The organism is Porphyromonas sp. oral taxon 279 str. F0450 (assembly GCF_000292995.1).
Taxonomy (GTDB): domain Bacteria; phylum Bacteroidota; class Bacteroidia; order Bacteroidales; family Porphyromonadaceae; genus Porphyromonas; species Porphyromonas pasteri.
In genome coordinates, this window is sequence record NZ_ALKJ01000007.1 from 1 (window position 1) to 20,268 (window position 20,268).

The window sequence follows — 20,268 nt, forward strand, 5'->3', positions numbered from 1 at the left end:
GCGACCTCTCGGAGGTCGCAGCCGCTGCTGTATTTGTGAGCCTTACAGCTCGGGGACTTCAATTAGAGCTTGAAGGTAACACCGAGGTTCAGGTTGTAGAAGCCGTAGCCGAGTTCAGCGAAGCCACCGATCTTCTCCGTGAAGAAGTAGCGACCACCGAGGAAGAGCGTCCAGTTGATGCCGCTGGTAGCAACAGATGCACCTACATAGTCTGAGTTAGAGGATGCCGATGCGATATCGTAAGAGACCATCAGACCTGCGTAGGTGTCGAGCTTAGGAGCAAACTGATAGTGGAAAGCACCACGACCACCGAGGGCGATGTAAGAAAACGTGCTCTTATAGGTGCCATAGGTATGGCTGCTTGCAGTATAACCTGCGAAGCCCCCTACAGAGATCGAACCGTTGTTGCCGTTGATGAGGTTGTCAGCGACACCGTAGTCAAGGCTTACAGAGAGGGGAGGAATAGTGATGCCTGAGTAGTAAGAGCCGAGGCCGATACCAGCGTTGATAGCCGTGGTACCCTTGTGGAATACTTCCTGTGCGTTAGCGAGGCTGACACTACCGATGAGAGCGAGTGCAGCAAGGAATACTTTCTTGAACATTAGGTTATAGGGATAAGTGAATTGTGAAATCGCGAGAGGAACTCTGGTGAATCCAAAGGCTCTGCGCGACAAAGATAGTAGGAAACCTTTAGAGAGCCAACTACACTCGATTAGGATTGAGTGCGTTGCGTATCTCTAAAGGTTGGGACGGTTACTTCGCTTCGCCCTTGGGGAGGAAGCGACTGAGGAGCATGTAGCCCACGACACCAGAGATGATCGTGCCGGCGAAGATACCGAGCTTAGCTTCGTTGAGGAGCTGTGCCATCTCGGGGCCGTCGTAGGCGAGGTTCGCGATGAAGAGCGATACAGTGAAGCCAATACCGCCGAGGACGGCGAGGCTGATGAGGCGGGGGAGGTTCATGCCTTCGGGCCAAGCACAGAGCTTCACGCGGATAGCCACGTAGGTGAAGAGGCTGATGCCGACGGTCTTCCCGAGGAAGAGGCCGAGGAAGATAGCCAGCGGCAGGCCTAAGAGCATGTCGGCAGAGACTCCTCCAAAGGACACGCCGGCATTGACGAAGGCGAAGAGGGGGAGGATGAAGTAGTCTACCAGAGGCTTGAGTGCGTGCTCGAGGGTCTGGACAGGGCTGATAGCCTGCCCTGCGGTGTCCTTGATCTTGGCGATGCGCTCGAGCTGGTCGTGCGAGAGGATGACTGCGCGCTCAGCCTCACGGGCTTCGGTAGAGAGGTCGCTGGTCTGCTCGTGGAGCTTGCGTGAGAGCTCGCGGATGTGGACCTTCGAGCCTGCGGGGATGCAGAGTGCTACGAGTACGCCAGCGATCGTGGGGTGGATACCCGACTGCAGGAAGAGTGCCCAGACGGCGATACCTGCGATGATATAGGGCTCGAGAGCGGTGACGCGCAGGCGACCGAGGAGGAGGAGAAGGGCGACGAGCGCGAGACCAATACCCAGGGGCAGGAGTGATACGCCCTTGCTATAGAAGAGGGCGATGACGATGATCCCGCCGATGTCGTCTGCTACGGCCAGCGTGGCGAGGAAGACGTACAGGCTCTTCGGTACACGGCCCCCGAGGGAGCCGAGGACGGCCAGAGCGAAGGCGATATCCGTCGCCATGGGGATAGCAGCGCCGAGGCTCTCAGGGTGACTGGGCGTCACGCCGAGGAAGAAGAGGACGGGGAAGAGCATCCCCCCGAGGGCAGCGATGACGGGGAGGATGGCTTTCTTGGGCGAAGAGAGTTCGCCGACGAGGAGCTCTTGCTTGATCTCCAGCCCAACGAGGAAGAAGAAGATCGCCATCAGGGCATCGTTGACGACCTGACTGATGGTCATCGTGTGGCCCATGTGACGGAAGAGCTCAATGCCGCCGATGATGACCTGGACGGGGTAGTGGAGGAAGTGCTCGTAGCTGATGCTCCAGGGGGAGTTCGCGATGGCTACGGCGATGATGGTCGCCAGGAAGAGCAACATCGAGGGGTTGGGGCGCAAGGCCGAGAGACGCTGTCGTAGAGAGGGCCTTTGAGCGGGAGTCGTACTCATCTTTGTTTTAGAGGTTTGTAATGAAGGTATTGCATCGTGCGTACGTCCGTATTTGAGGACGATTCAATGCGAGGAAGAGCATGGCGAGGGGTGTGCCTGCTATGTCCCTGACCTATATCGCAAAGTTAGCGCATTTACAGTAAACAGCCGTGATAAGATGCGGAAAGATGGTGCTTCGTCTCTCATGGGAAAGCCTGCGGAGCGAGCGTCGAGTGTGAGCACCTATAGGATAACGTGAGAGGGGTACGGGTTGTTTTACCACTATAAATATCATGCGCGCGCATCGTACGTACGCGAGGGAAATACTCCCTCTGTAAGTGCTCGCAGTATAGGACTGTGCAGAGGGCTAATGTCGATCAGTACTGGTCGGCTAAGTGACCAGTACTGGTTGCTTTTCCCCCTTCGTAAAGGTTGTTGCTCCGCATGGGGATAAAAGTTGCGGACGAGTGGCAGATAAGTTTGGACTACGTATGTGGATCTAATATCTACGTACGTGGATCTTTGGGTTTGCGTGCCTGGTCTTTAAGACTACGTGCGTAGATAGAAGAAAACCACTACGTGAAAGCGCTTTTTTCTTCACGAGAAGGACACTTTTTCCTCCGCAGAATAAGAGGAATACTCGCGATAAGGCGAAGGGCTTGCCTGATCACTTCGGAGAGGTATATCGGGGAGCTGGGCGCGCGATGCCTTAGTACGCTAAATAGAGGACGGGACTCGCGGCAACAGGCTCTCGTAGAGGCTCCGCGGGAGCGTGCGTGCTGCTATTGTGGCGAGGGATATGGGAAGGGCTTCGCCGTAGGTGGGAGTGTGGGGTTTAGGAAGGGGCGGTATGCACACCTCTATAATTGTGTGGTCGGGGCGATTTCGAGGGTTGATTTTTAGGAATATGGGAGATGGGGAGTTGCGTGAATCTGTGTTTTAAGGTTCGCTCTTTGCTGAAAAGTGTGTCAAGTTGCCTGTGGAATATTCAAAGTTTTAGTCAAACGTCCATATGTTTGACTGATTTTTGCATATTTAATGATAAAGTACTACTTTTATAGTTGCTTCGGAGCGTATCCATTTCCCTATACTAATGCTAATTCACATATACAGAGGTCCCCTTAGGGAGCTCCGTATCGTGCATTATTATGTGGATGCCCCGAATCCACCCGTGCTCAGGCAGAGCGCCAGCGTGGTGGGTATGAGCGAAAGACAACGAGTAGAATAAAAATACGATCGAGGTCGCATGAGATTAGTTACAATGTTACTTGCGGGAGGATGGCTTCTAAGCTCCATCGTCACCGCCCAGGCCGCTTCTCCCAGCCTGGCCACATCATCGGGAGGCCATGCTACGCAGCAGAACCCAACGTCTTCGCTGAACGTCTTCAGCGGTACCGTATATGATGAGAATGGCGAGCCTATGCCACTCGTCACCGTCCAGATCTTGGGTCAGACTGGTGGCTTCATCACGGATAGCAAGGGGCACTTTGAGTTCAAGACGAAGAATGCCACCGAGCGCGTACGCGTCACCTTCATGGGCTACAAGGCTAAGGCCGTCACCCTGCGTGGTGGTACGCCCCTGCGTATCGACCTCGAGCCAGACAACCAGACGATCGAATCGGTAGTCGTCACCGGCTTCACGAAGAAGGATAAGAAGAGCTACACGGGGGCGCAGACGACCATCAAGTCAGAGCAGCTCCTCTCGGTAGGTACGAAGAATCTCCTGCAGGGCCTCGAGGCCTTCGTCCCTGGCCTGCAGGTCGTCCAGCAGAATAACCTCGGCTCGGACCCCAATGCACGCCCCGAGCTGAATCTCCGTGGTCGTGCTACCTTCTCGGGTGCAGCTAACCTCCCGCTCTTCGTCGTCGACGGGGCGATCGTGGATGTCGAGTATATCTACGATATGGATATGAACACCATCGAGAGCGTCACCGTCCTCAAGGATGCCTCGGCCTCGGCGCTCTATGGTGCTAAGGCTGCTGCAGGGGTCATCGTCATCACGACGAAGCCTATCAGCGAGGGAGCTATCCGCGTGAACTATAGCGGTACTCTGCGTCTCTCGATGCCTGACCTCAGCGACTACCACCTCCTCACGCCCCAGCAGAAGCTCCAGTATGAGGACTTGGCAGGGCTCTATAAGGCTGGTGGTGCGGCGATGGCGACCTCCTTTGACAACCAGAACTCCTTAGATTTGATCCGTGACCGCGTCGTGCGTATGATCCAGAGTGGTACGAATACCGACTGGCTCGCTAAGCCCCTGCGCACCGGTGTCTCACACTCCCACACGGTCAGTGCCGACGGGGGGGACAAGTACGTGCGCTACGGCCTCTCGCTCCGCTATGGCAATGAGACGGGGGTCATGATGCAGTCCGCGCGTGAGCGTCTCTCGGGGACCTTCAAGCTCTCCTACAACCGACAGGGTAAGTTCTTTGCCTCAAATACGCTGACGGTGAACCGCTCTACGTCACAGGATCCCAGCTACGGCTCCTTCTCGAACTTCTCGAAGCAGAATCCCTATCAGTCGCCCTATGATGCGAATGGTGAGCTGCTCGCAAAGCTCGAGCATAATCTGGATAATCCGCTTTACGAAGCCTCGCTCGGTAGCTTCAACCGCGCTGGGAGCATGGACTTCCTGAATACGACGACGGCGCAGTACTGGATCGATCGCAACCTCCGTATCGATGGGGACTTCTCCTTCACCACGCGCAATAACTACTCGCGTAGCTTCAAGTCGCCCCTCTCCTACACGTTCCGTAATGAGACCGACCTGACGAAGAAGGGCTCGATGACCGAGAACCTCGGTCGTGGTCTGAGCTTCCTCGGTAAGCTGATGGTGTCCTACAATCGTACCTTCTTCGAGAAGCTCTACGTCACGTCGATGGCGGGCTCGAGCCTCGAGTCCACGACGGCGGACAACAGTAGCTATACCAGCCTCGGCTTCTACTCTGACGTCCTTGGGCACCCCAACTTCGCCCTCGGCTATGGGGGGAGCGCCCGTCCCTCGGGCTCTGAGTCGCTCGCTACGGCAGCAGGCTTCTTCTTCAACGGGAACGCTATCTACGACAACCGCTATTCGGTGGACGTCGTCTACCGCTACGAAGGCTCCTCGAAGTTCGGTAAGAACCAGCGCTTCGCTCCTTTCTGGTCACTCGGTACGGCTTGGAATATCCACAATGAGAAGTTCTTCGAGGGCAATAAGAATATCCAGCTGCTCAAGCTCCGTGGGAGTATTGGGTATCTGGGGAATATCTCCTTCGACCCCTATCAGGCCCTCACGACCTATACCTATAATAATCGTATCAACTATATCGTAGGTGCTGGCTCTGTGCCCCTGGCTATCGGGAACCCCGAGCTGAAGTGGGAGCGTACGCTCAGCAAGAACGTCGGTCTTGACCTGACGCTCTTCAAGAATCGCTGGGACCTCACCTTCGATGCCTATCAGAAGACGACGGACAACCTCCTGCTCGACGTCTCTCTCGCTCCCTCGATCGGTGCTGTCACCGCCCGTCAGAATGTAGGGGAGGTCGAGAATAATGGTATCGAGTTCCAGACGCGTGTCGTCCCCATCCAGACGAAGGACCTGCAGTGGTCGCTCTCGCTGAACTACTCCTACAACCGCAATAAGGTCAAGAAGGTGAGTGATGCTCTCAAGGCACTCAACCAGAAGAACCTCGGTGTCGACTCCCTCAACCGCGGTACGACGCCCCTGCCTCTCTACGAGGAAGGTGAGTCCCTCACCGCTCTGAAGGTCGTCCCCTCAGCTGGTATCGACCCCGCTACAGGTAAGGAGATCTTCATCAAGCGTGATGGTACCTACACCTTCACCTATGATCCCAATGACCGCCGCGTCTTCGGCGATACGTCACCTTGGGCCTATGGCTCGCTCACCTCGTACCTGATGTACAAGGGCTTCTCGCTGAATGCGAACTTCGGCTACTCGCTCGGCGCTACCGTCTACAACGCTACGCTGGCCTCTCGTGTAGAGGGTACAAAGAAGGAGCAGAATGCTGACCGTCGCGTCCTCGAGAGCCGCTGGAAGCAGGCCGGTGACGTCACCCGCTATCGTGACATTGCCTCTACGGAGAGCCCCTATCAGACGAGCCGCTTCATCCAGAAGGAATACTACTTCACGCTGCGTAGTCTCTCTCTGGCCTATGAGACCGAGGCTACTTGGGTCAAGAAGCTCCACATGCGCCGAGCACGCGTCGAGCTCCTCGCCAACGACCTCTTCTACCTCTCCACGGTCAAGCGTGAGCGTGGTCTGGACTATCCCTTTGCTCGCAGCGTAGAGATGTCTCTGCGTCTCTCCTTCTAACCCTAAATGAGAAGTGTGTTTATGAAGAAGACAGCTTTATATATAGCCTTCGGAGCGCTGAGCCTTGCGGCTCTGCCTTCGTGCAATAAGTTCCTCGATGTTCAGCCTAAGGGTACCCTCCTGCAGGAAGTCCAGTTCTCTTCACTTCAGGGGTACTACGATGCCTTCTATGGTGTCTACGGGACGATGGCTAAGTCTGACCTCTACGGGCAGCGCATGACGAACGGCTTCGTCGACGAGCTCGCTCAGATGTTCGGCTCTACGGCTGCGACCTCAACCTCAGTGAAGACCCGCGCTTACAACTACACGGACGTGTCCGTGCAGGCTGAGATCTACAGCCTGTGGCTCGGTCAGTACCAGGTCATCTCCTACGTCAATAATATCCTGGCGAACCTCGAGTCGCCCTCCTTCAGCAGTAGCCACCTCTCCCAGCTCAAGGGCGAGGCCCTCGGTCTGCGTGCCTTCCTGCACTTTGACCTCGTGCGTCTCTTCGCCGAGGACTACCAGAGAGGCAAGGACTCACGCGGTATCCCTTACTCGTATGACTTCAACCTCAAGAACCGTACGGTCTACACCGTCGCAGGGACCTATGAGAATATCCTCAAGGACCTCGACGAAGCTGAGCGCCTCCTCTCCGATATTGATGAGACGGTGAGCCTCGATGCTACACAGTCTACGGACTTCTGGTCACGCCGTGCCGTACACTTCAATAAGTATGCGGTCTACGCTACCAAGGCACGTGTCTATCAGGCGATGGGGAACTCGGCAAAGGCCGCTGAGTACGCTAAGAAGGTCACGGATCATACGGCGAGCTTTAAGCTCGCAGGTCGTAACTCCTTCGAGTCTGTACGTCGCTTCCCTGCTACGGGCGAGCTGATCTTCGGGCTCTATGCGAATAGCTTCCTCGATGACTTCGCTAATCGCTTCCTGAAGAATGTCGCTGGTACCGACGAGGGTGTCCAGGCACACAGCCGAAGCGTCCTCGATCAGCTCTATGCTGTCTCGGGGGCAGCTGCGGGCGCTATCGACAATCGTCAGGCAGCCTTCTATCGCAATGTAGATACCTACCAGCAGTTCATCCGCTTCGCTTCCAGCTCAGAGGAAGCCACGGCTGCACCTACTTCGCAGCGCGGGCTGACCCTGATCCGTCTGCCAGAGATGTACTACATCCAGGCCGAAGCTCTCTACTCCTCCGATCCTACCGCAGCGCTTGCCGCTCTGAACAAGGTGCGCGAGAGCCGTGGTCTGAACGACCTCACCTCGAGCGACCTGCCCACGCAGGTAGACTTCAAGGCAGAGCTTGTCAAGGAGTACATGCGTGAGATGCCAGGTGAAGGCCAGATCTTCCCTGCGCTGAAGCACTTCAACTCCTCCTTCCTTGACCTCCTCGGGAGCAGTACGATCCAGCCCAGCTCCAGCATCTTTGTCCTGCCCTGGCCTACGGATGAGCTCACCTATGGTAATAAGTAAATGCCCACGACAATGAACAGAAGATATTCACTGGCCTCGCTTGCCCTGGCCGCTCTCGGCCTCCTCAGCGCTTGCTCCAAGTCGGACATCTACGACGGAGAGTACAGCAAGGATGGCTACTACAATGAGTCACGTGTGATCTACTTCCCTAACTCGGGGGCAGATACCATCGTCGTACAGAACCTCGCCCTCCTCGAGGACAACAATGGGAAGATCCCCTTGACCTTCAATGTGAACCTCCTCGGGAAGCTCTCTTCTTCGCCTCTGAGCTATAAGGTGGAGTTCGACAAGTCGCGCTCTACCGCCACGTCGGGCGAGCAGTTCGATGCGCTGCAGGATAGCTACACGATCGCAGCAGACTCCATCAAGGGCTCCTTCACCCTACAGCTCAATCGCTCGAAGATCTCGACCGTGCAGCAGGAGAACGGGAAGTACATCGTCACCCGTGACGGTGTGCGCACCCTCCTTGATGCCCTCTCGGATATGGAGCCTGGTGACGTCCCCCTCCTAAAGTACGACACGATCACGCTGCATCTGTCTCCTACGGCAGACCTGCGTACAGCGGTCAATAAACGCAATACAGTCGTCCTCTGTGTGACGAACCAGCTCGAGATCCCCTTCTGGTGGGCCTTCCTCCAGGATGTCTATCTCGGGAAGTATAGTGAGGGGAAGTACCGTATGCTCATCAATGCCTACGGCCTCCCCAAGAATGGGGAAGACCCCGTGCAGCAGGCGCTATACAAGACTGATGCTAATGTCCAATATCCCCTCCTGCTCCGCCTCGAGAAGTATATGGATGAGCATGGTGAAGAGAAGCCAGCAATTCTGGTGCGTCTCTTAGCTCAGTATCGCTAACCTCACAGAGTACGAATGAAGATGAATAAGATCTATAAGTCACTGGGCCTTCTCCTGGCCCTCTCACTCTTCTCCTCCTGCTACAAGGACCACTCGGTCAATGGCGATCACCCTCTGGCTGTCGTCAAGGTGACAGAGCCCATCGCCTCGGTACAGACGGCTACCTTCGGTGAGGTCACCGTGATCAAGTCGCCCGCATATACCATCACGACGGGCGCATCTGTGACGCCCTCCTACGAGTGGATCGTCGATGGCGTCGTCGTCTCCACAGAGAAGGACCTCTCCTATAGCCCTACGAGCTATGGTAAGCATGATGCCCGTCTGCGTATGTACACGCCTGACGGCTCCTACTTCTACCGCTTCACGATCGACGTGCCCTACCGCTATGTAGACGGGCTGTACGTCTTGGCGAGCAACGAAGGGAAGACCATCCTCTCCTACCTGCCTGGCGGGGAGAAGACGGATGCCTTTGACCTCGATGCCTTCGGGCGAAGCAACCCCACCATCGATATGACGGGGGATCCCCAGTCGATGCTCTTCTATCGCTATGTGCCAGGTGCAGGTGCATCTCGTAGCTATCTCGGTATTGCCCTCGGCCTCCCCACACGCTACTATCGTGTGTCGGCTGACTCGCTGAAGGTCCTCACACCTCGTATCTCCTTCACGAACCCCGTAGATTTCAGCCACGCCAGTGGCAATCAGGCTACGGTCAGGGAGTACTTCATCTCGGGAGCTAACGTCTGGGAGATGGAGAAGTCGGCTACTTTCCCAGCTAAGAAGCACGATCGTTACCTCTCGCGTGTCGCCTCGGGCTACTCGCTCGCCTCGGCTATCGTGAATTGGCGTGCCTTGACGGGTACACGTATCAGTGAGGGCATGGCCTTCTTCGACAATGCGGGAAGCAACCTGCTGTATATGACCCTTGGCTCAAGCGTCTCAGTGAAGAAGGTGCGTACCTTTACGGCGAGTGCCTTCCCTGGTGGGGCTCCTGAGGAGACGAACCCCTTCGAGGGCATGACGCTCATCGATATGAAGAGCGCTGGTGAAGGGAACTATACTTATAACTACACCCTGCTGCTGCTCAAGCGCAACTCGGATAGCAAGTACTTCGTCGCTCGCCTCACGGCTGGGGACTTCGCTCAGTCGCAGAATGTCGATGGTGCTACGGTCTCCATGGTCGAGTTCACCGAAGGCACGCCTACGCACCTGATGCCTAACCTCGGTGGTACGGCTGCACTCGTAGCGACTGCGGACAAGGTGTACTTCTACAATATGGCGAACGCCACGGCGACGACCCACCCAGCTTGGATCTCGCTCCCCGCAGGGCAGACGATTGCTTCGCTGGCTCTGACGTCGGACAACCGCCTCTTCATCGGGGCTAACGGCACAGGCACAGGACTCGTCGGCTCGATCTACAGCTACAATGTAGCGGGCATTACCCCCGTCCTCCTCAAGTCTGAGGAAGGTATCACGGGTAAGATCAAGCAGATCGTCTACCGTCAGTTCAACAACTAACATCATGCCCCCTCTCCGCACCATACTCTGCGGGGAGGAGGCTCGCTCCTCCGTCGCCCCAGTAGCTTTTCCTCCACGGATAAGGCTGCGGGGCTTCGGTCGTCCTTTGCGGCTTATCCGAGAGAAGGGCGCACGGGAGGAGCAGGAGGCCCTTCAGCCTCACCCTCCACTGAATCAAGTATCACACTATAATCCCCATCCATGCACAAGAGTTGTATCCGATGCCTGCTCGTGGCTACTGCCATCTCTGCGGGCTCCCTCAGCCTCGCTGCGGCTCCCTCAGCTCTCTCTTCTCGCGCCTTCGGTGACGACACCAAGAAGGAGAAGAAAGAAGAAGACAAGTACACGAAGTTCTTCAAGGACAAGAAGGTCGAGACCGCCCGCGGGAAGTTCGTTACCCTCCACAAGATAGATGGTAGCGTCTACCTCGAGCTCCCTACGAAGTACCTCGGCAAGGAGCTGATGATGGGTGCCAAGGTCACCTCGACTACCGACCCCGATTATCTGGCTGTCGGCTCGATGAACTCCGCTCCTATCGTCTTCCGCTTCGAGAAGCAGGACAGCGTCATCGTCATGAAGGTACCCAACTCCATCGTCTATCGCCGTGACGCTTCGCCCGAGCTGCAGAAGGCACTCGAGCTGAACTACCGCGACCAGTCGGTAGAGTCCTTCACCCCCGAGGTGTACAAGGCTGATAGCTCCGCTGTCGTCCTGAAGATCAATTCGCTCGTCACGGAGTCCAGCCCCTTCTTCGAGATCGTCCCCTCGCAGCAGGGTCCCTTCAAGATCACCTCTTCGCGCAATAGCAGCCTGACCTTCGTCAGGGGGCTGAAGGCCTTCGACACCAACGCCAGCGTCCGCGTCGAGATGAACTTCTCCGTGAACGCTTCGCTCATGGGTGTACTCACCGTGGCTAAGGATATGCCTCTGACGGCTGAGGTGACCTATACGATCCTCCCCGTAGAAGCCTCCAACGCTATCCCCCGCTTTGCTGATGCCCGCGTAGGCTATCAGACGACGCGCAAGGTCTCCTTCCCCGACTACCTCGACCAGAGTGAGCCCGTCTATCTGGCACACCGCTGGCAGCTCGTCCCCAAGGATAAGAAGGCCTACGCTAAGGGTCAGCTCACTGAGCCCGAGAAGAAGATTGTCTTCTATCTGGATAGCGCCTTCCCCGCCAGCTGGCAGCGCCCCATCCGTGAGGGGGTCCTTCGCTGGAATAAGGCCTTCGAAGCCGCTGGCTTCCGTAACGCTATCGAGGTGCGTGACTTCCCCAAGAACGATAAGCAGTTCGACCCCGACAACCTCGAGTACTCTTGCATCCGCTACATCCCCAATAGCCAGGAGACGATAGCTGCCTCCAACTGGACGGATCCCCGCACGGGTGAGATCTTCAGCGGGAACCTCACGATCTATAATAATGTAGAGGCGCTCATGCACAAGCAGCGCTTCATCGGTACGGCTGCTGTCGACCCACAGGTGCGCTCGTCTCGTCTGCCACAGGCCCTCTTCGAAGAGTCACTCTCGCAGCTTGTCACGCAGGAGATGGGGAGCGTCCTCGGTCTGCTGCACAACTACGCTGCTTCGGCATCCTACACCACGGACCAGCTCCGCTCAGCTAAGTTCACGAAGGAGTCGGGGCTCACACCCTCTATCCTCGACGGTGTGACCTACAACTACCTCGCTCAGCCCTCTGACAAGGGGGTACGCCTCATCAACGACCAGCTCGGTGTCTACGACCTCTTCGCTATCGACTGGGGCTACCGCTACTTCGACCTCAAGGGTGATCCCGCTGCTGAGGCTAAGGAACTGCTGAGCCGCGTCGACAAGCGTGCTCGCGAGCCTTACCTCCGCTATGCTCCTGAGCAGCGCTACGCTGTCGACCCCACCGTCCGTACCGAAGACCTCGGCAACGATCCTATCAAGACGGCTGAACTCACGATGAAGAACCTTGCCTTCATCCAGTCGAACCTCTCTAAGTGGATCACCAACGACCCCGACAGCCGCAAGAAGAAGAGCCTCTATCTGGCTATTGTACAGGGCTACTACCTCCAGCTCAAGAATGCGATGAGCCTCGTCGGTGGTGTCGTCTGTCAGGAGAGCCGCCTCTCGACGAGCCTGCCCCGCTATCAGGTCGTGCCTAAGGGTAAGCAGCGTGAAGCCTTCCAGTGGCTCCTCCGTCAGGCAAAGGACTTCCAGGGCAAGGCTGACCGCAACTTCGAGCGTAAGGGCTTCATCGACGTGAGCTACTACGACCAGCTCCTCGAGTTCCTCGTCAAGGATATCTATGACCTGCGCTCACGTATCATCATCGCCTCGCAGGTAGACTCGAAGACGTATAGCCTCGGCGAATACTTCGACGACCTCTATCAGGCTACCTTCGCCTCGACCATCGCTGGCAAGAGCCCCAACCACATGGAGCGTCTGATGCAGATCGCCTTCATCGACAAGTCTATCGCTGGTACGGTCAATCCCCGCAACGCTACGCCTGGTATGCCCTACAGCTTCGCCGGTGCACCCGCCTCTGTCGGTGGCAAGCTCATCAGCCTCACCTCTACGACGGACTACAGCGATGCCCTCAAGTCTGGCCGCGTCAACTATGGTGGTGGCGACCCCTCGGCAAGCATCTATCCTATGGCCAACGTCCCTGCCCTCGATACGTCAGAGCAGTACATGTACGCTGCCCTGCTGAAGGTACGCCCTCTGCTCGAGCAGCGCGCTGCCTCCACGACGGACCGCACGCTCAAGGCCCACTACCAGACCTTGGCCTTCAAGGTCGCGAAGCTCCTCGATGCTAAGAAATAGACTACCCGAAGATGATCAATAGAAAGATAGCACTCCTCCTGGCTGCAGCGACCCTCACGCTGGCTCCTGCTACGGCCCATGCGGGGATCTTCGATTTCCTCAAGCGGAAGAAGAAGCCCAAGACGGAGAAGGCACCCGAGAAGAGTGCCTACGAGAAGATCCTCACCGACAAGGCCATCGTCTCTGCTAAGGGCGACTTCCTCACCCTGCACAAGACGGACAATAAGCTCTACGTTGAGCTCCCCGTCAAGACCATCGGCAAGGAAATCCTCGTCGCCGTCACCCTCTCCTCCATCTCCAATCCTCAGCTCGGGATGGTCGGCTTCAAAAACTCCAACCCCGTGCACATGCGCTTCGCTCAGCGTGACAGCGCTATCGTGCTCGAGGCGGTGAACTCCGACCCCTATCTCACGGGGCAGCTGGAGAAGGAGCTCCGTCCGACCTTCGCTCCCAGCTACACGGACCTCGCCCTCTATAAGTTCCCCATCAAGGCGTGGAACAAGGATAAGTCCGCCGTCGTCTTCGACATCACCTCGCTCGTCACGAAGGATCAGAAGTACTTCCCGCTGATCGGGAAGAGCCTCGGCTCCTATCAGGTGCAGTCAAGCCTGCAGAGTGACCTCGGCTACATCCGCGAGATCAAGGCCTTCGAGGACAATGTCTCCATCAAGATCGACCGTAGCTACCGCATCACCCTCAACTCCTCGCGTGGGGGCAAGAGCCCGCTGAAGGACTACCCCGTGACTCTCGGGGCGACCTTCACCATCCTCCGCCTGCCCGAGGAGCCGATGACGCCCCGTCTGGCTGATACGCGTATCGGTGTCTTCCACATCTCGAAGAATGCTTACGACCCCGAGTCCAAGCAGATCGAGGCCGTGCGCTTCGCTAAGCGCTGGCGCCTCGAGCCCTCGGATGTGGCTGCCTACAAGGCGGGTCAGCTCGTTCGCCCCAAGAAGCCCATCGTCTTCTACGTCGAGAATACCTTCCCCGCAGTGTGGAAGGCTGCGATGAAGGAGGGTACGCTGCGCTGGAACAAGGCCTTCGAGGCTATCGGCTTCAAGGACGCTATCGAGGTGCGTGACTTCCCCACGGATGATCCCAACTTCGACCCCGACAACCTCAAGTACAACTGTATCCGCTACGTACCCATCGCTACGGAGAACGCTATGGGTCCCAGCTGGGCTGACCCCCGCACGGGTGAGATCATCAATGCCTCGGTACTCGTCTGGAGTGATGTCTCGAAGCTGAACAACAACTGGCGCTTCGTCCAGACGGCTCAGGTCGACCCCCTCGTCCGCGCGATGAAGCTCCCCGATACGCTGATGTCCAAGTCGCTCAAGTACGTCATCGCACACGAGATCGGCCACACCCTCGGCTTTATGCACAACATGGCTGCATCGGCTGCATACACTATCGACTCGCTCCGCTCACCCTCCTTCACGGCAGTGCACGGTACGACGCCCTCGATCATGGACTATGCGCGCTTCAACTATGTTGCCCAGCCCGAAGACCGTGCTGTGAGCCTCGACCCTCCCACCGTCGGTACGTACGATAAGTATGCCGTCGACTGGACCTACCGCTATTTCCCCGACAGCAAGGGTAATCCCATCGAGGAAGCTCGCTATCTCAATGAGCTTATCGAGAAGCATGCTGCTGATCCCGAGTACCGCTATGGCGTGCAGCAGGTCGGCGATTACCGCTACGACCCCTCTTCTATCGAGGAGGACCTGTCGAATGACCCTGTAGCTGCCAGTACCCTCGGGCTGAAGAACCTCAAGTACATCATCGCTCACCTGGGTGAGTGGTTCCCACGCGACGAGGAAGCTCAGCACCGTGCTACACTCTACGAAGGTATCTCCGATCAGGCCCTGCGCTACGTCTCGAATGTCTTCATCAACGTCCCTGGGATCTACCTCTATCAGACGAGCGAAGCCTCTGGCCTCCCTCGCTACAAGGTCGTGCCTAAGGCTCAGCAGAAGGCTTCGGCTATGTGGCTCCTCGACCAGGCGCTCTCTATCGACAGCCTGCGCAACGATGCGCTCGAGGCTACGATGGGTGAGCTGGGAGGCTCTTCGCCCTACGTCGTCGTCGGTGTTATGACGCGTGCTATGGCGATCCGCAATATCAATAACCTCTGCATGAGCTACTACCTCGACTCGACGTCTTACTCTCCTATGGAGTATGCCGATGATGTCTATGCTCGTGTCTTTGCGAAGACCGAGGCTGGCCGTGAGGATCTCACTGCCGCTGAGAAGCATCTGCAGGAGCTCTATGTCCGCTACATCACCTCTTATACGGAGGATCTTGTAGCGAAGACCACGGGTCGCTCTGCTCTGACGATCGCTGAGCTTACGGGCTTTGCCAAGGCTGGTGAGCCTGTCCGTACCGAGGGTATGAGCGATGAGGAGTTCATCGCCCTCTTGCCTAAGCTCCGCGGCTCGCACTTCTGCTCACTGGATCACGACCATTCGGATGATCCGCTCACGAAGCTCGATGCTGTCGGTTACCTCAACTTCGGGAATAGCTACGGTGAGCCTGCTGACCTCTTCACCTCTGCGATCAACATGACGGGCGACCTCTACCTGCCCCTGCAGTATCGCGCTGAAGAGCTGCTGAAGAAGGCCCTGGCCTCTACGAAGAGCGAAAGCCTACGCATGCACTACCAGACGCTCCTGCGCAAGCTCGAGAAGATCACGAAGTAGGCATCTCGCCTGCTCCTTTACCTAAAGTCCTCCCCTCATCTCTCTTGAAGAGTGAGGGGAGGACTTGTTTTGTCGACTCTGCTAACTTTGTATCCATGAAACGTCTCTTCCTCTCCCTCTTGGCGTGCCTTATGTTTGCCTGTCTGGCCGAGGCGCAGCGCACGCACGACACCATTTACCTCAAGAATGGCTCGATCCTTTATGGTCAGATCATCGAGGAGCTCCCCGATACGCAGGTGAAGATTCGCCTCCGTGATGGCTCCCTCCTCATCTGTCCCTATTCCGACTTAGAGCGCATCGAGTACTCCACGGGGCGAGCTTCCTTCTATGAAGAGCCTCGTACGCCTTATCTCAACTGGCATTTTGATGCGGGTTACCTTTTCGGGCCTTCTGAGCGCCAGCATGCAGGGCTGTTCGCCAGCTACGGAGCGCGCTTCAATCGAAGCCTCTTCCTCGGCATCGGTTCTGGCTTCATCTATGCTATGACCGAGACGGTAGATATGGTGATCCCCGTCTATGGGCATCTCCGTGCTTATCTACCCGTCCGTGGTCCGATTAAGCCCTTTGTGGATCTGCGTCCTGGCTATGGCTTTGCTCCGATGCATGGAGTCTTTGGCTTCTACGGCTCGGCTGTGGTAGGGCTTGATCTCTGGCGCTTCACTTGTGGCGTCGGGGTCAGCACGGTGCGCAATTCCTCCGGCGGCGATCCTCTGCTTGACCGAGAGCCTATTCCTTACAGAGCGACGGGCTTCATCCTGCGTATCGGGATGACCTTGTAGCGGGGAGGCGGACGAAGCCCCCCTTCTCCCCCGAGCCTACTTCCCCCTATACAGCCTCCCGCCCTGATGAGCCTCAGCTCGTCAGGGTGGGGCTTTTTGTGTCCTCACTGCTCAGCAGCGGGGACGCTACTTTATAGGGTGATGCACCATCCACTACTTATAACAGGTGTGGAGGAGTAGGCGAAGTCGTGCTTAGCTCACGGGTATTTATTGCCCTCCTGTAGAGGTAAAGTTAGATCCACGTGTGTAGTCCTTAGATCTACGTACGTAGTCTTTAGGATTTACGTGCGGGGATATAAGGACTTGGTACGTGGATAGGGAAGTTGGCGCAGGGGGACGGAGGTTTTTCGGTGGGTGCTTGCACTTTCTCTGGTGCTTGATGATGTGACTTTATTTGGTACCTTTGCTTGTGGAGTGCAACGGATACTCTTTGCCTCTTCGTATGATTGAGAAGGGCTTGGAGTGATGTGCCTCCTACGGGCTACCCAATTTGGAGGGTAGGCTGCTACGTGTTCATTGTTGTTTCATCCATTTGTAGTGCTTATGATTAGATCGCTTACATCTTCACATGCACGCTATGAGACACCACGCTGCCGCCACCATCGCCTTCATTATTAAGTGTCCTCCCAGCGGGAAGCGACTGCGGTCGTAACTGTGTTGGCGAGGACTAAGCAGAGGGGCACCCTGTCGTAGAGCCCCCGTTGGTCAGCAGAATAGTATCAAAATAGAGTGTGTGGCTCGCCCTCATGGGCGAGTGTCTTGTGCTTCGTGCCCCTGTGAAGGTCCACGGAGTTATCCTAAGGAGTTGCCCTTGAGGTGCCGTATGGTACCTTGGGGGCAATCCGTTTTTATGACCCTTAGCCAGCTCTCGGTAGGGTGCAGGAGGATGGGCGGCGGGCTGTCGCTTAGTGCTCTCGGGTGCTTTTCGTTATCTTTGTTTGAAGCAACCCTTTAGCAGATATGTTCTCATTCTCCATTAAAAAGATCGTCCAAGGGCAGGCGTTCCGTGTGCTCTTGGCCTTCGCTCTTCTGGCCTTCGTCATCATGCTCCTGGCGCCCCGTAATAGGAGCTTCCAGTATGCCTTCAGCGAAGGTAAGCCTTGGTCGTACGACCTCATCACGGCGCCGTACGACTTCCCCATCTACAAGTCCGCCGAGCAGATGCGTATGGAGCAGGACAGCATCCGTCAGGAGACGCTGCCCGTGTACACGTACAATGCGGAGCTCCTGCCTCGCAAGCTCAACCAGCTGCACGACGACTACGAGCGGAGCTTCAGCAAGACGCTGCCACGTGAGTACTACAACTTCCTCAAGGAAGAGCTGCGTCAGTACTACACCCGAGGCATGATGCAGGCTACGGCACTCTCTTCGCTCAAGGACGAGGGGCATCTGGAGATCAACCTGCTCGGGGCGGACAATGTGCTCACGCGTACGCCTATCACGACCTTCTATAGTCTGAAGGAAGTGTATGATATGATCTTTGCTCATGCGGAGAAGGCGGGGCTGCAGCGCTCGGAGCTACAGAAGCTCAGCGTCGCCTCTTACCTCGAGGATAACGTGCGCTACGACAAGGAGTACACGGCGAAGGTGCTGGATGATGCCTTGTCCAGCCTCTCGGCCTCTACGGGGATGGTGCAGCAGGGCGAGCGTATCATCGACCGTGGGGAGATCGTCACACCACATATCTATAATATCCTGCGCTCGTACAACATCGAGCAGGTCAATCGCCTCGGTGGAGATACCGCCTCGATCATCAACGGTGGGCTCTTCCTCTATATGCTGTTGCTCTTCTCGATCCTCGGCATCTATATCATCCTCTTCTGCCAGCCCTTCCTCCAGCAGCCGCGCAATCTTGTGCTGCTCCTTACGCTGCTCTTTGCCTTCGTTGCGCTGACCGAGCTGCAGGCTCGCACGGAGTTCTTCCCCATCCAGGTGATCCCGTATGTGATGCTTCTCATCCTGCTGCGTGCGTTCTTCGGGAGCCATCTGGCGCTGAGTACCTATCTCTTCACGATCCTTGCCTCAGCGTACTTCGTGCCTTCGGAGCCGCTGTCCTTCATCTTCATCCAGCTCTCGGCGGGCTTCACGGCGCTCTTCTCACTGCAGAGCTTGACGTCGCGCGGGCAGATCATACGTGCGGCCTTCCTCGTCTTCCTCGTCTATATCGGCGCCTCGATGATCGTCGAGTGGGGGCACGAAGGAGCTATCTCACGCGGCTACTGGATCCAGCTCTTCCTCTATGGGGTGAACCTCATCTTCCTGATGTTCTCCTATATCTTCGCCTTCATCGTCGAGCGTATCTTCGGCTATGTGTCGAGCGTGCGTCTGGTCGAGCTGAGTGATACGAATATGCCGCTGCTGCAGGAGCTGTCGGAGATCGCACCAGGGACCTTCCAGCACTCGTACCAAGTCTCTATCCTCGCGACGGCTGCCGCCACGAAGATCGGTGCCGATGCCCAGCTCATCCGTACAGGGGCGCTCTACCACGATATCGGGAAGATGCTCCACCCTGAGTTCTTCACGGAGAATTCGGCTGCGAACAACCCCCACAAGTACCTCACCTACCACGAGAGTGCGCGCGCCATCATCCGCCACGTCCTCGACGGGATCACGCTGGCGCAGAAGCACAGTCTGCCCGATCCCGTCATTGAATTCATCCGCACGCACCACGGGCGCAGCACCACGCGCTACTTCTACAATTCGTATTCGAACGAGCATCCCGACGAGGACGTCGACCCAGAGCCCTTCACCTATCCAGGGCCTAACCCCTACACCAAGGAACAGGGGATCCTCATGCTCGCCGACAGTGTAGAGGCTGCCAGCCGTAGTCTCGGCGAGTACACCGAGGAGGGCATCCGTAGTCTCATCGCTAAGATCGTCGATGGTATCGTCGCCGAAGGGCTGCTGAACGATACGCCGCTTACCTTCCACGATATACAGGAGATCAAGGAAGTCTTCTACCTCAAGCTCAAGACGATGTACCACGCGCGCATCGCTTATCCCGACAAGAAGTAGCATGCACGACCCCATCTTCCTCGTCGGCTTCATGGGCTCGGGTAAGAGTACCATCGGGCGCCATCTGGCCGAAGCCCTCGGGCGACGCTTCCTCGATACGGATGTCTTCGTCGAGACGCGCTTCCGCCAGCGCATCACGGATATGTTCGCCGAGCACGGCGAAGCGGTCTTCCGTCGTCGTGAGCGTATGGCTATCGAGGAGCTGATGAGTATGCCCGATACCGTCTTCGCTACGGGAGGCGGGCTGCCGTGCTATACCGATACGATGGATCACCTGCTGGAGGCGGGGCACGTCATCTACCTGCGCTGCTCTACGCCCATCCTCACGGCGCGCCTTGAGCTGTGCAAGCGCACACGCCCGACGATACGCGATAAGAGCGGGGAAGAGCTCCTTGCCTTCGTGCAAGACACCCTCGCTGTGCGCGAGCCTATCTATAGCCGTGCCCACCGCATCTGCGAGATCGACCACGTGGACACGCCGCAGAAGGAGCAACTCTTTGCCCTCGAGCTGGCGAAGGAACTCGCACGCTAAGCCCGCATAATCGTACAGCTACGCCCCACCAACAGCACTTGTCTGTCGGTGGGGCGTGCTTATTTGTCGGCTCGCTTATGCGCTTCGCCTTATCACGCGTATTCCTCTTATTCAGCGGAGGGAAAGTGTCCTTCTCGTGAAGAAAAAGCGCCTTCCCGTAGTGGTATTCTTCTATCTACGCACGTAGTCTTAAAGACCAGT

At 57.0% G+C, this 20,268-nt stretch carries 11 protein-coding genes; 9 read left to right on the forward strand and 2 right to left on the reverse strand.

Annotation, left to right across the window (positions count from 1 at the left end; all coding sequences use genetic code 11):
• Positions 1–62: 62 nt before the first annotated feature.
• Both HMPREF1323_RS00560 and nhaA read right to left on the reverse strand, forming a co-directional pair.
• On the reverse strand, positions 63–602 hold the full coding sequence (locus HMPREF1323_RS00560; protein WP_009432218.1) for a hypothetical protein: 540 nt from the start codon (positions 600–602) through the stop codon (positions 63–65).
• 151 nt (positions 603–753) lie between these two features.
• On the reverse strand, positions 754–2,100 hold the full coding sequence (nhaA, locus tag HMPREF1323_RS00565; RefSeq protein ID WP_009432213.1) for a Na+/H+ antiporter NhaA: 1,347 nt from the start codon (positions 2,098–2,100) through the stop codon (positions 754–756).
• 1,240 nt (positions 2,101–3,340) lie between these two features.
• Here nhaA and HMPREF1323_RS00570 point away from each other — a divergent pair.
• From HMPREF1323_RS00570 to HMPREF1323_RS00610, 9 genes are all read left to right on the forward strand, one after another.
• Entirely contained in the window at positions 3,341–6,394 is a 3,054-nt protein-coding gene (locus HMPREF1323_RS00570; protein ID WP_009432211.1) for a SusC/RagA family TonB-linked outer membrane protein, read from the forward strand.
• 21 nt (positions 6,395–6,415) lie between these two features.
• Positions 6,416–7,864, forward strand: coding sequence for a RagB/SusD family nutrient uptake outer membrane protein (locus HMPREF1323_RS00575; protein WP_009432209.1), 1,449 nt, complete (start codon positions 6,416–6,418; stop codon positions 7,862–7,864).
• 12 nt (positions 7,865–7,876) lie between these two features.
• The gene (locus HMPREF1323_RS00580; RefSeq protein ID WP_198004358.1) at positions 7,877–8,719 is read left to right on the forward strand and encodes a DUF4843 domain-containing protein; all 843 of its coding nucleotides are present in this window, start codon (positions 7,877–7,879) and stop codon (positions 8,717–8,719) included.
• Between the two features lie 21 nt (positions 8,720–8,740).
• Entirely contained in the window at positions 8,741–10,234 is a 1,494-nt protein-coding gene (locus HMPREF1323_RS00585) for a hypothetical protein (protein ID WP_156795159.1), read from the forward strand.
• Between the two features lie 201 nt (positions 10,235–10,435).
• On the forward strand, positions 10,436–13,039 hold the full coding sequence (locus HMPREF1323_RS00590) for a zinc-dependent metalloprotease (RefSeq protein ID WP_009432208.1): 2,604 nt from the start codon (positions 10,436–10,438) through the stop codon (positions 13,037–13,039).
• Positions 13,040–13,050: 11 nt separating this feature from the next.
• Positions 13,051–15,741, forward strand: a complete 2,691-nt coding sequence (locus HMPREF1323_RS00595) for a zinc-dependent metalloprotease (protein WP_009432210.1) — start codon at positions 13,051–13,053, stop codon at positions 15,739–15,741.
• A gap of 95 nt (positions 15,742–15,836) precedes the next feature.
• Positions 15,837–16,520 (forward strand): lipoprotein, encoded by a 684-nt coding sequence (locus HMPREF1323_RS00600; RefSeq protein WP_009432215.1) that lies wholly within the window; start codon positions 15,837–15,839, stop codon positions 16,518–16,520.
• A 960-nt stretch (positions 16,521–17,480) separates the two neighbouring features.
• On the forward strand, positions 17,481–19,535 hold the full coding sequence (locus HMPREF1323_RS00605; RefSeq protein WP_009432217.1) for an HD family phosphohydrolase: 2,055 nt from the start codon (positions 17,481–17,483) through the stop codon (positions 19,533–19,535).
• 1 nt (position 19,536) lies between these two features.
• Positions 19,537–20,067 (forward strand): shikimate kinase, encoded by a 531-nt coding sequence (locus HMPREF1323_RS00610; protein WP_009432214.1) that lies wholly within the window; start codon positions 19,537–19,539, stop codon positions 20,065–20,067.
• Positions 20,068–20,268 lie beyond the last annotated feature (201 nt).

Bases quoted from the DNA above. Each gene is read 5' to 3' on its own strand.
- HMPREF1323_RS00560 (WP_009432218.1), bottom strand. From the start codon at position 602: ATGTTCAAGAAAGTATTCCTTGCTGCACTCGCTCTCATCGGTAGTGTC.
- nhaA (WP_009432213.1), bottom strand. From the start codon at position 2,100: ATGAGTACGACTCCCGCTCAAAGGCCCTCTCTACGACAGCGTCTCTCG.
- HMPREF1323_RS00570 (WP_009432211.1), top strand. From the start codon at position 3,341: ATGTTACTTGCGGGAGGATGGCTTCTAAGCTCCATCGTCACCGCCCAG.
- HMPREF1323_RS00575 (WP_009432209.1), top strand. From the start codon at position 6,416: ATGAAGAAGACAGCTTTATATATAGCCTTCGGAGCGCTGAGCCTTGCG.
- HMPREF1323_RS00580 (WP_198004358.1), top strand. From the start codon at position 7,877: ATGAACAGAAGATATTCACTGGCCTCGCTTGCCCTGGCCGCTCTCGGC.
- HMPREF1323_RS00585 (WP_156795159.1), top strand. From the start codon at position 8,741: ATGAATAAGATCTATAAGTCACTGGGCCTTCTCCTGGCCCTCTCACTC.
- HMPREF1323_RS00590 (WP_009432208.1), top strand. From the start codon at position 10,436: ATGCACAAGAGTTGTATCCGATGCCTGCTCGTGGCTACTGCCATCTCT.
- HMPREF1323_RS00595 (WP_009432210.1), top strand. From the start codon at position 13,051: ATGATCAATAGAAAGATAGCACTCCTCCTGGCTGCAGCGACCCTCACG.
- HMPREF1323_RS00600 (WP_009432215.1), top strand. From the start codon at position 15,837: ATGAAACGTCTCTTCCTCTCCCTCTTGGCGTGCCTTATGTTTGCCTGT.
- HMPREF1323_RS00605 (WP_009432217.1), top strand. From the start codon at position 17,481: ATGTTCTCATTCTCCATTAAAAAGATCGTCCAAGGGCAGGCGTTCCGT.
- HMPREF1323_RS00610 (WP_009432214.1), top strand. From the start codon at position 19,537: ATGCACGACCCCATCTTCCTCGTCGGCTTCATGGGCTCGGGTAAGAGT.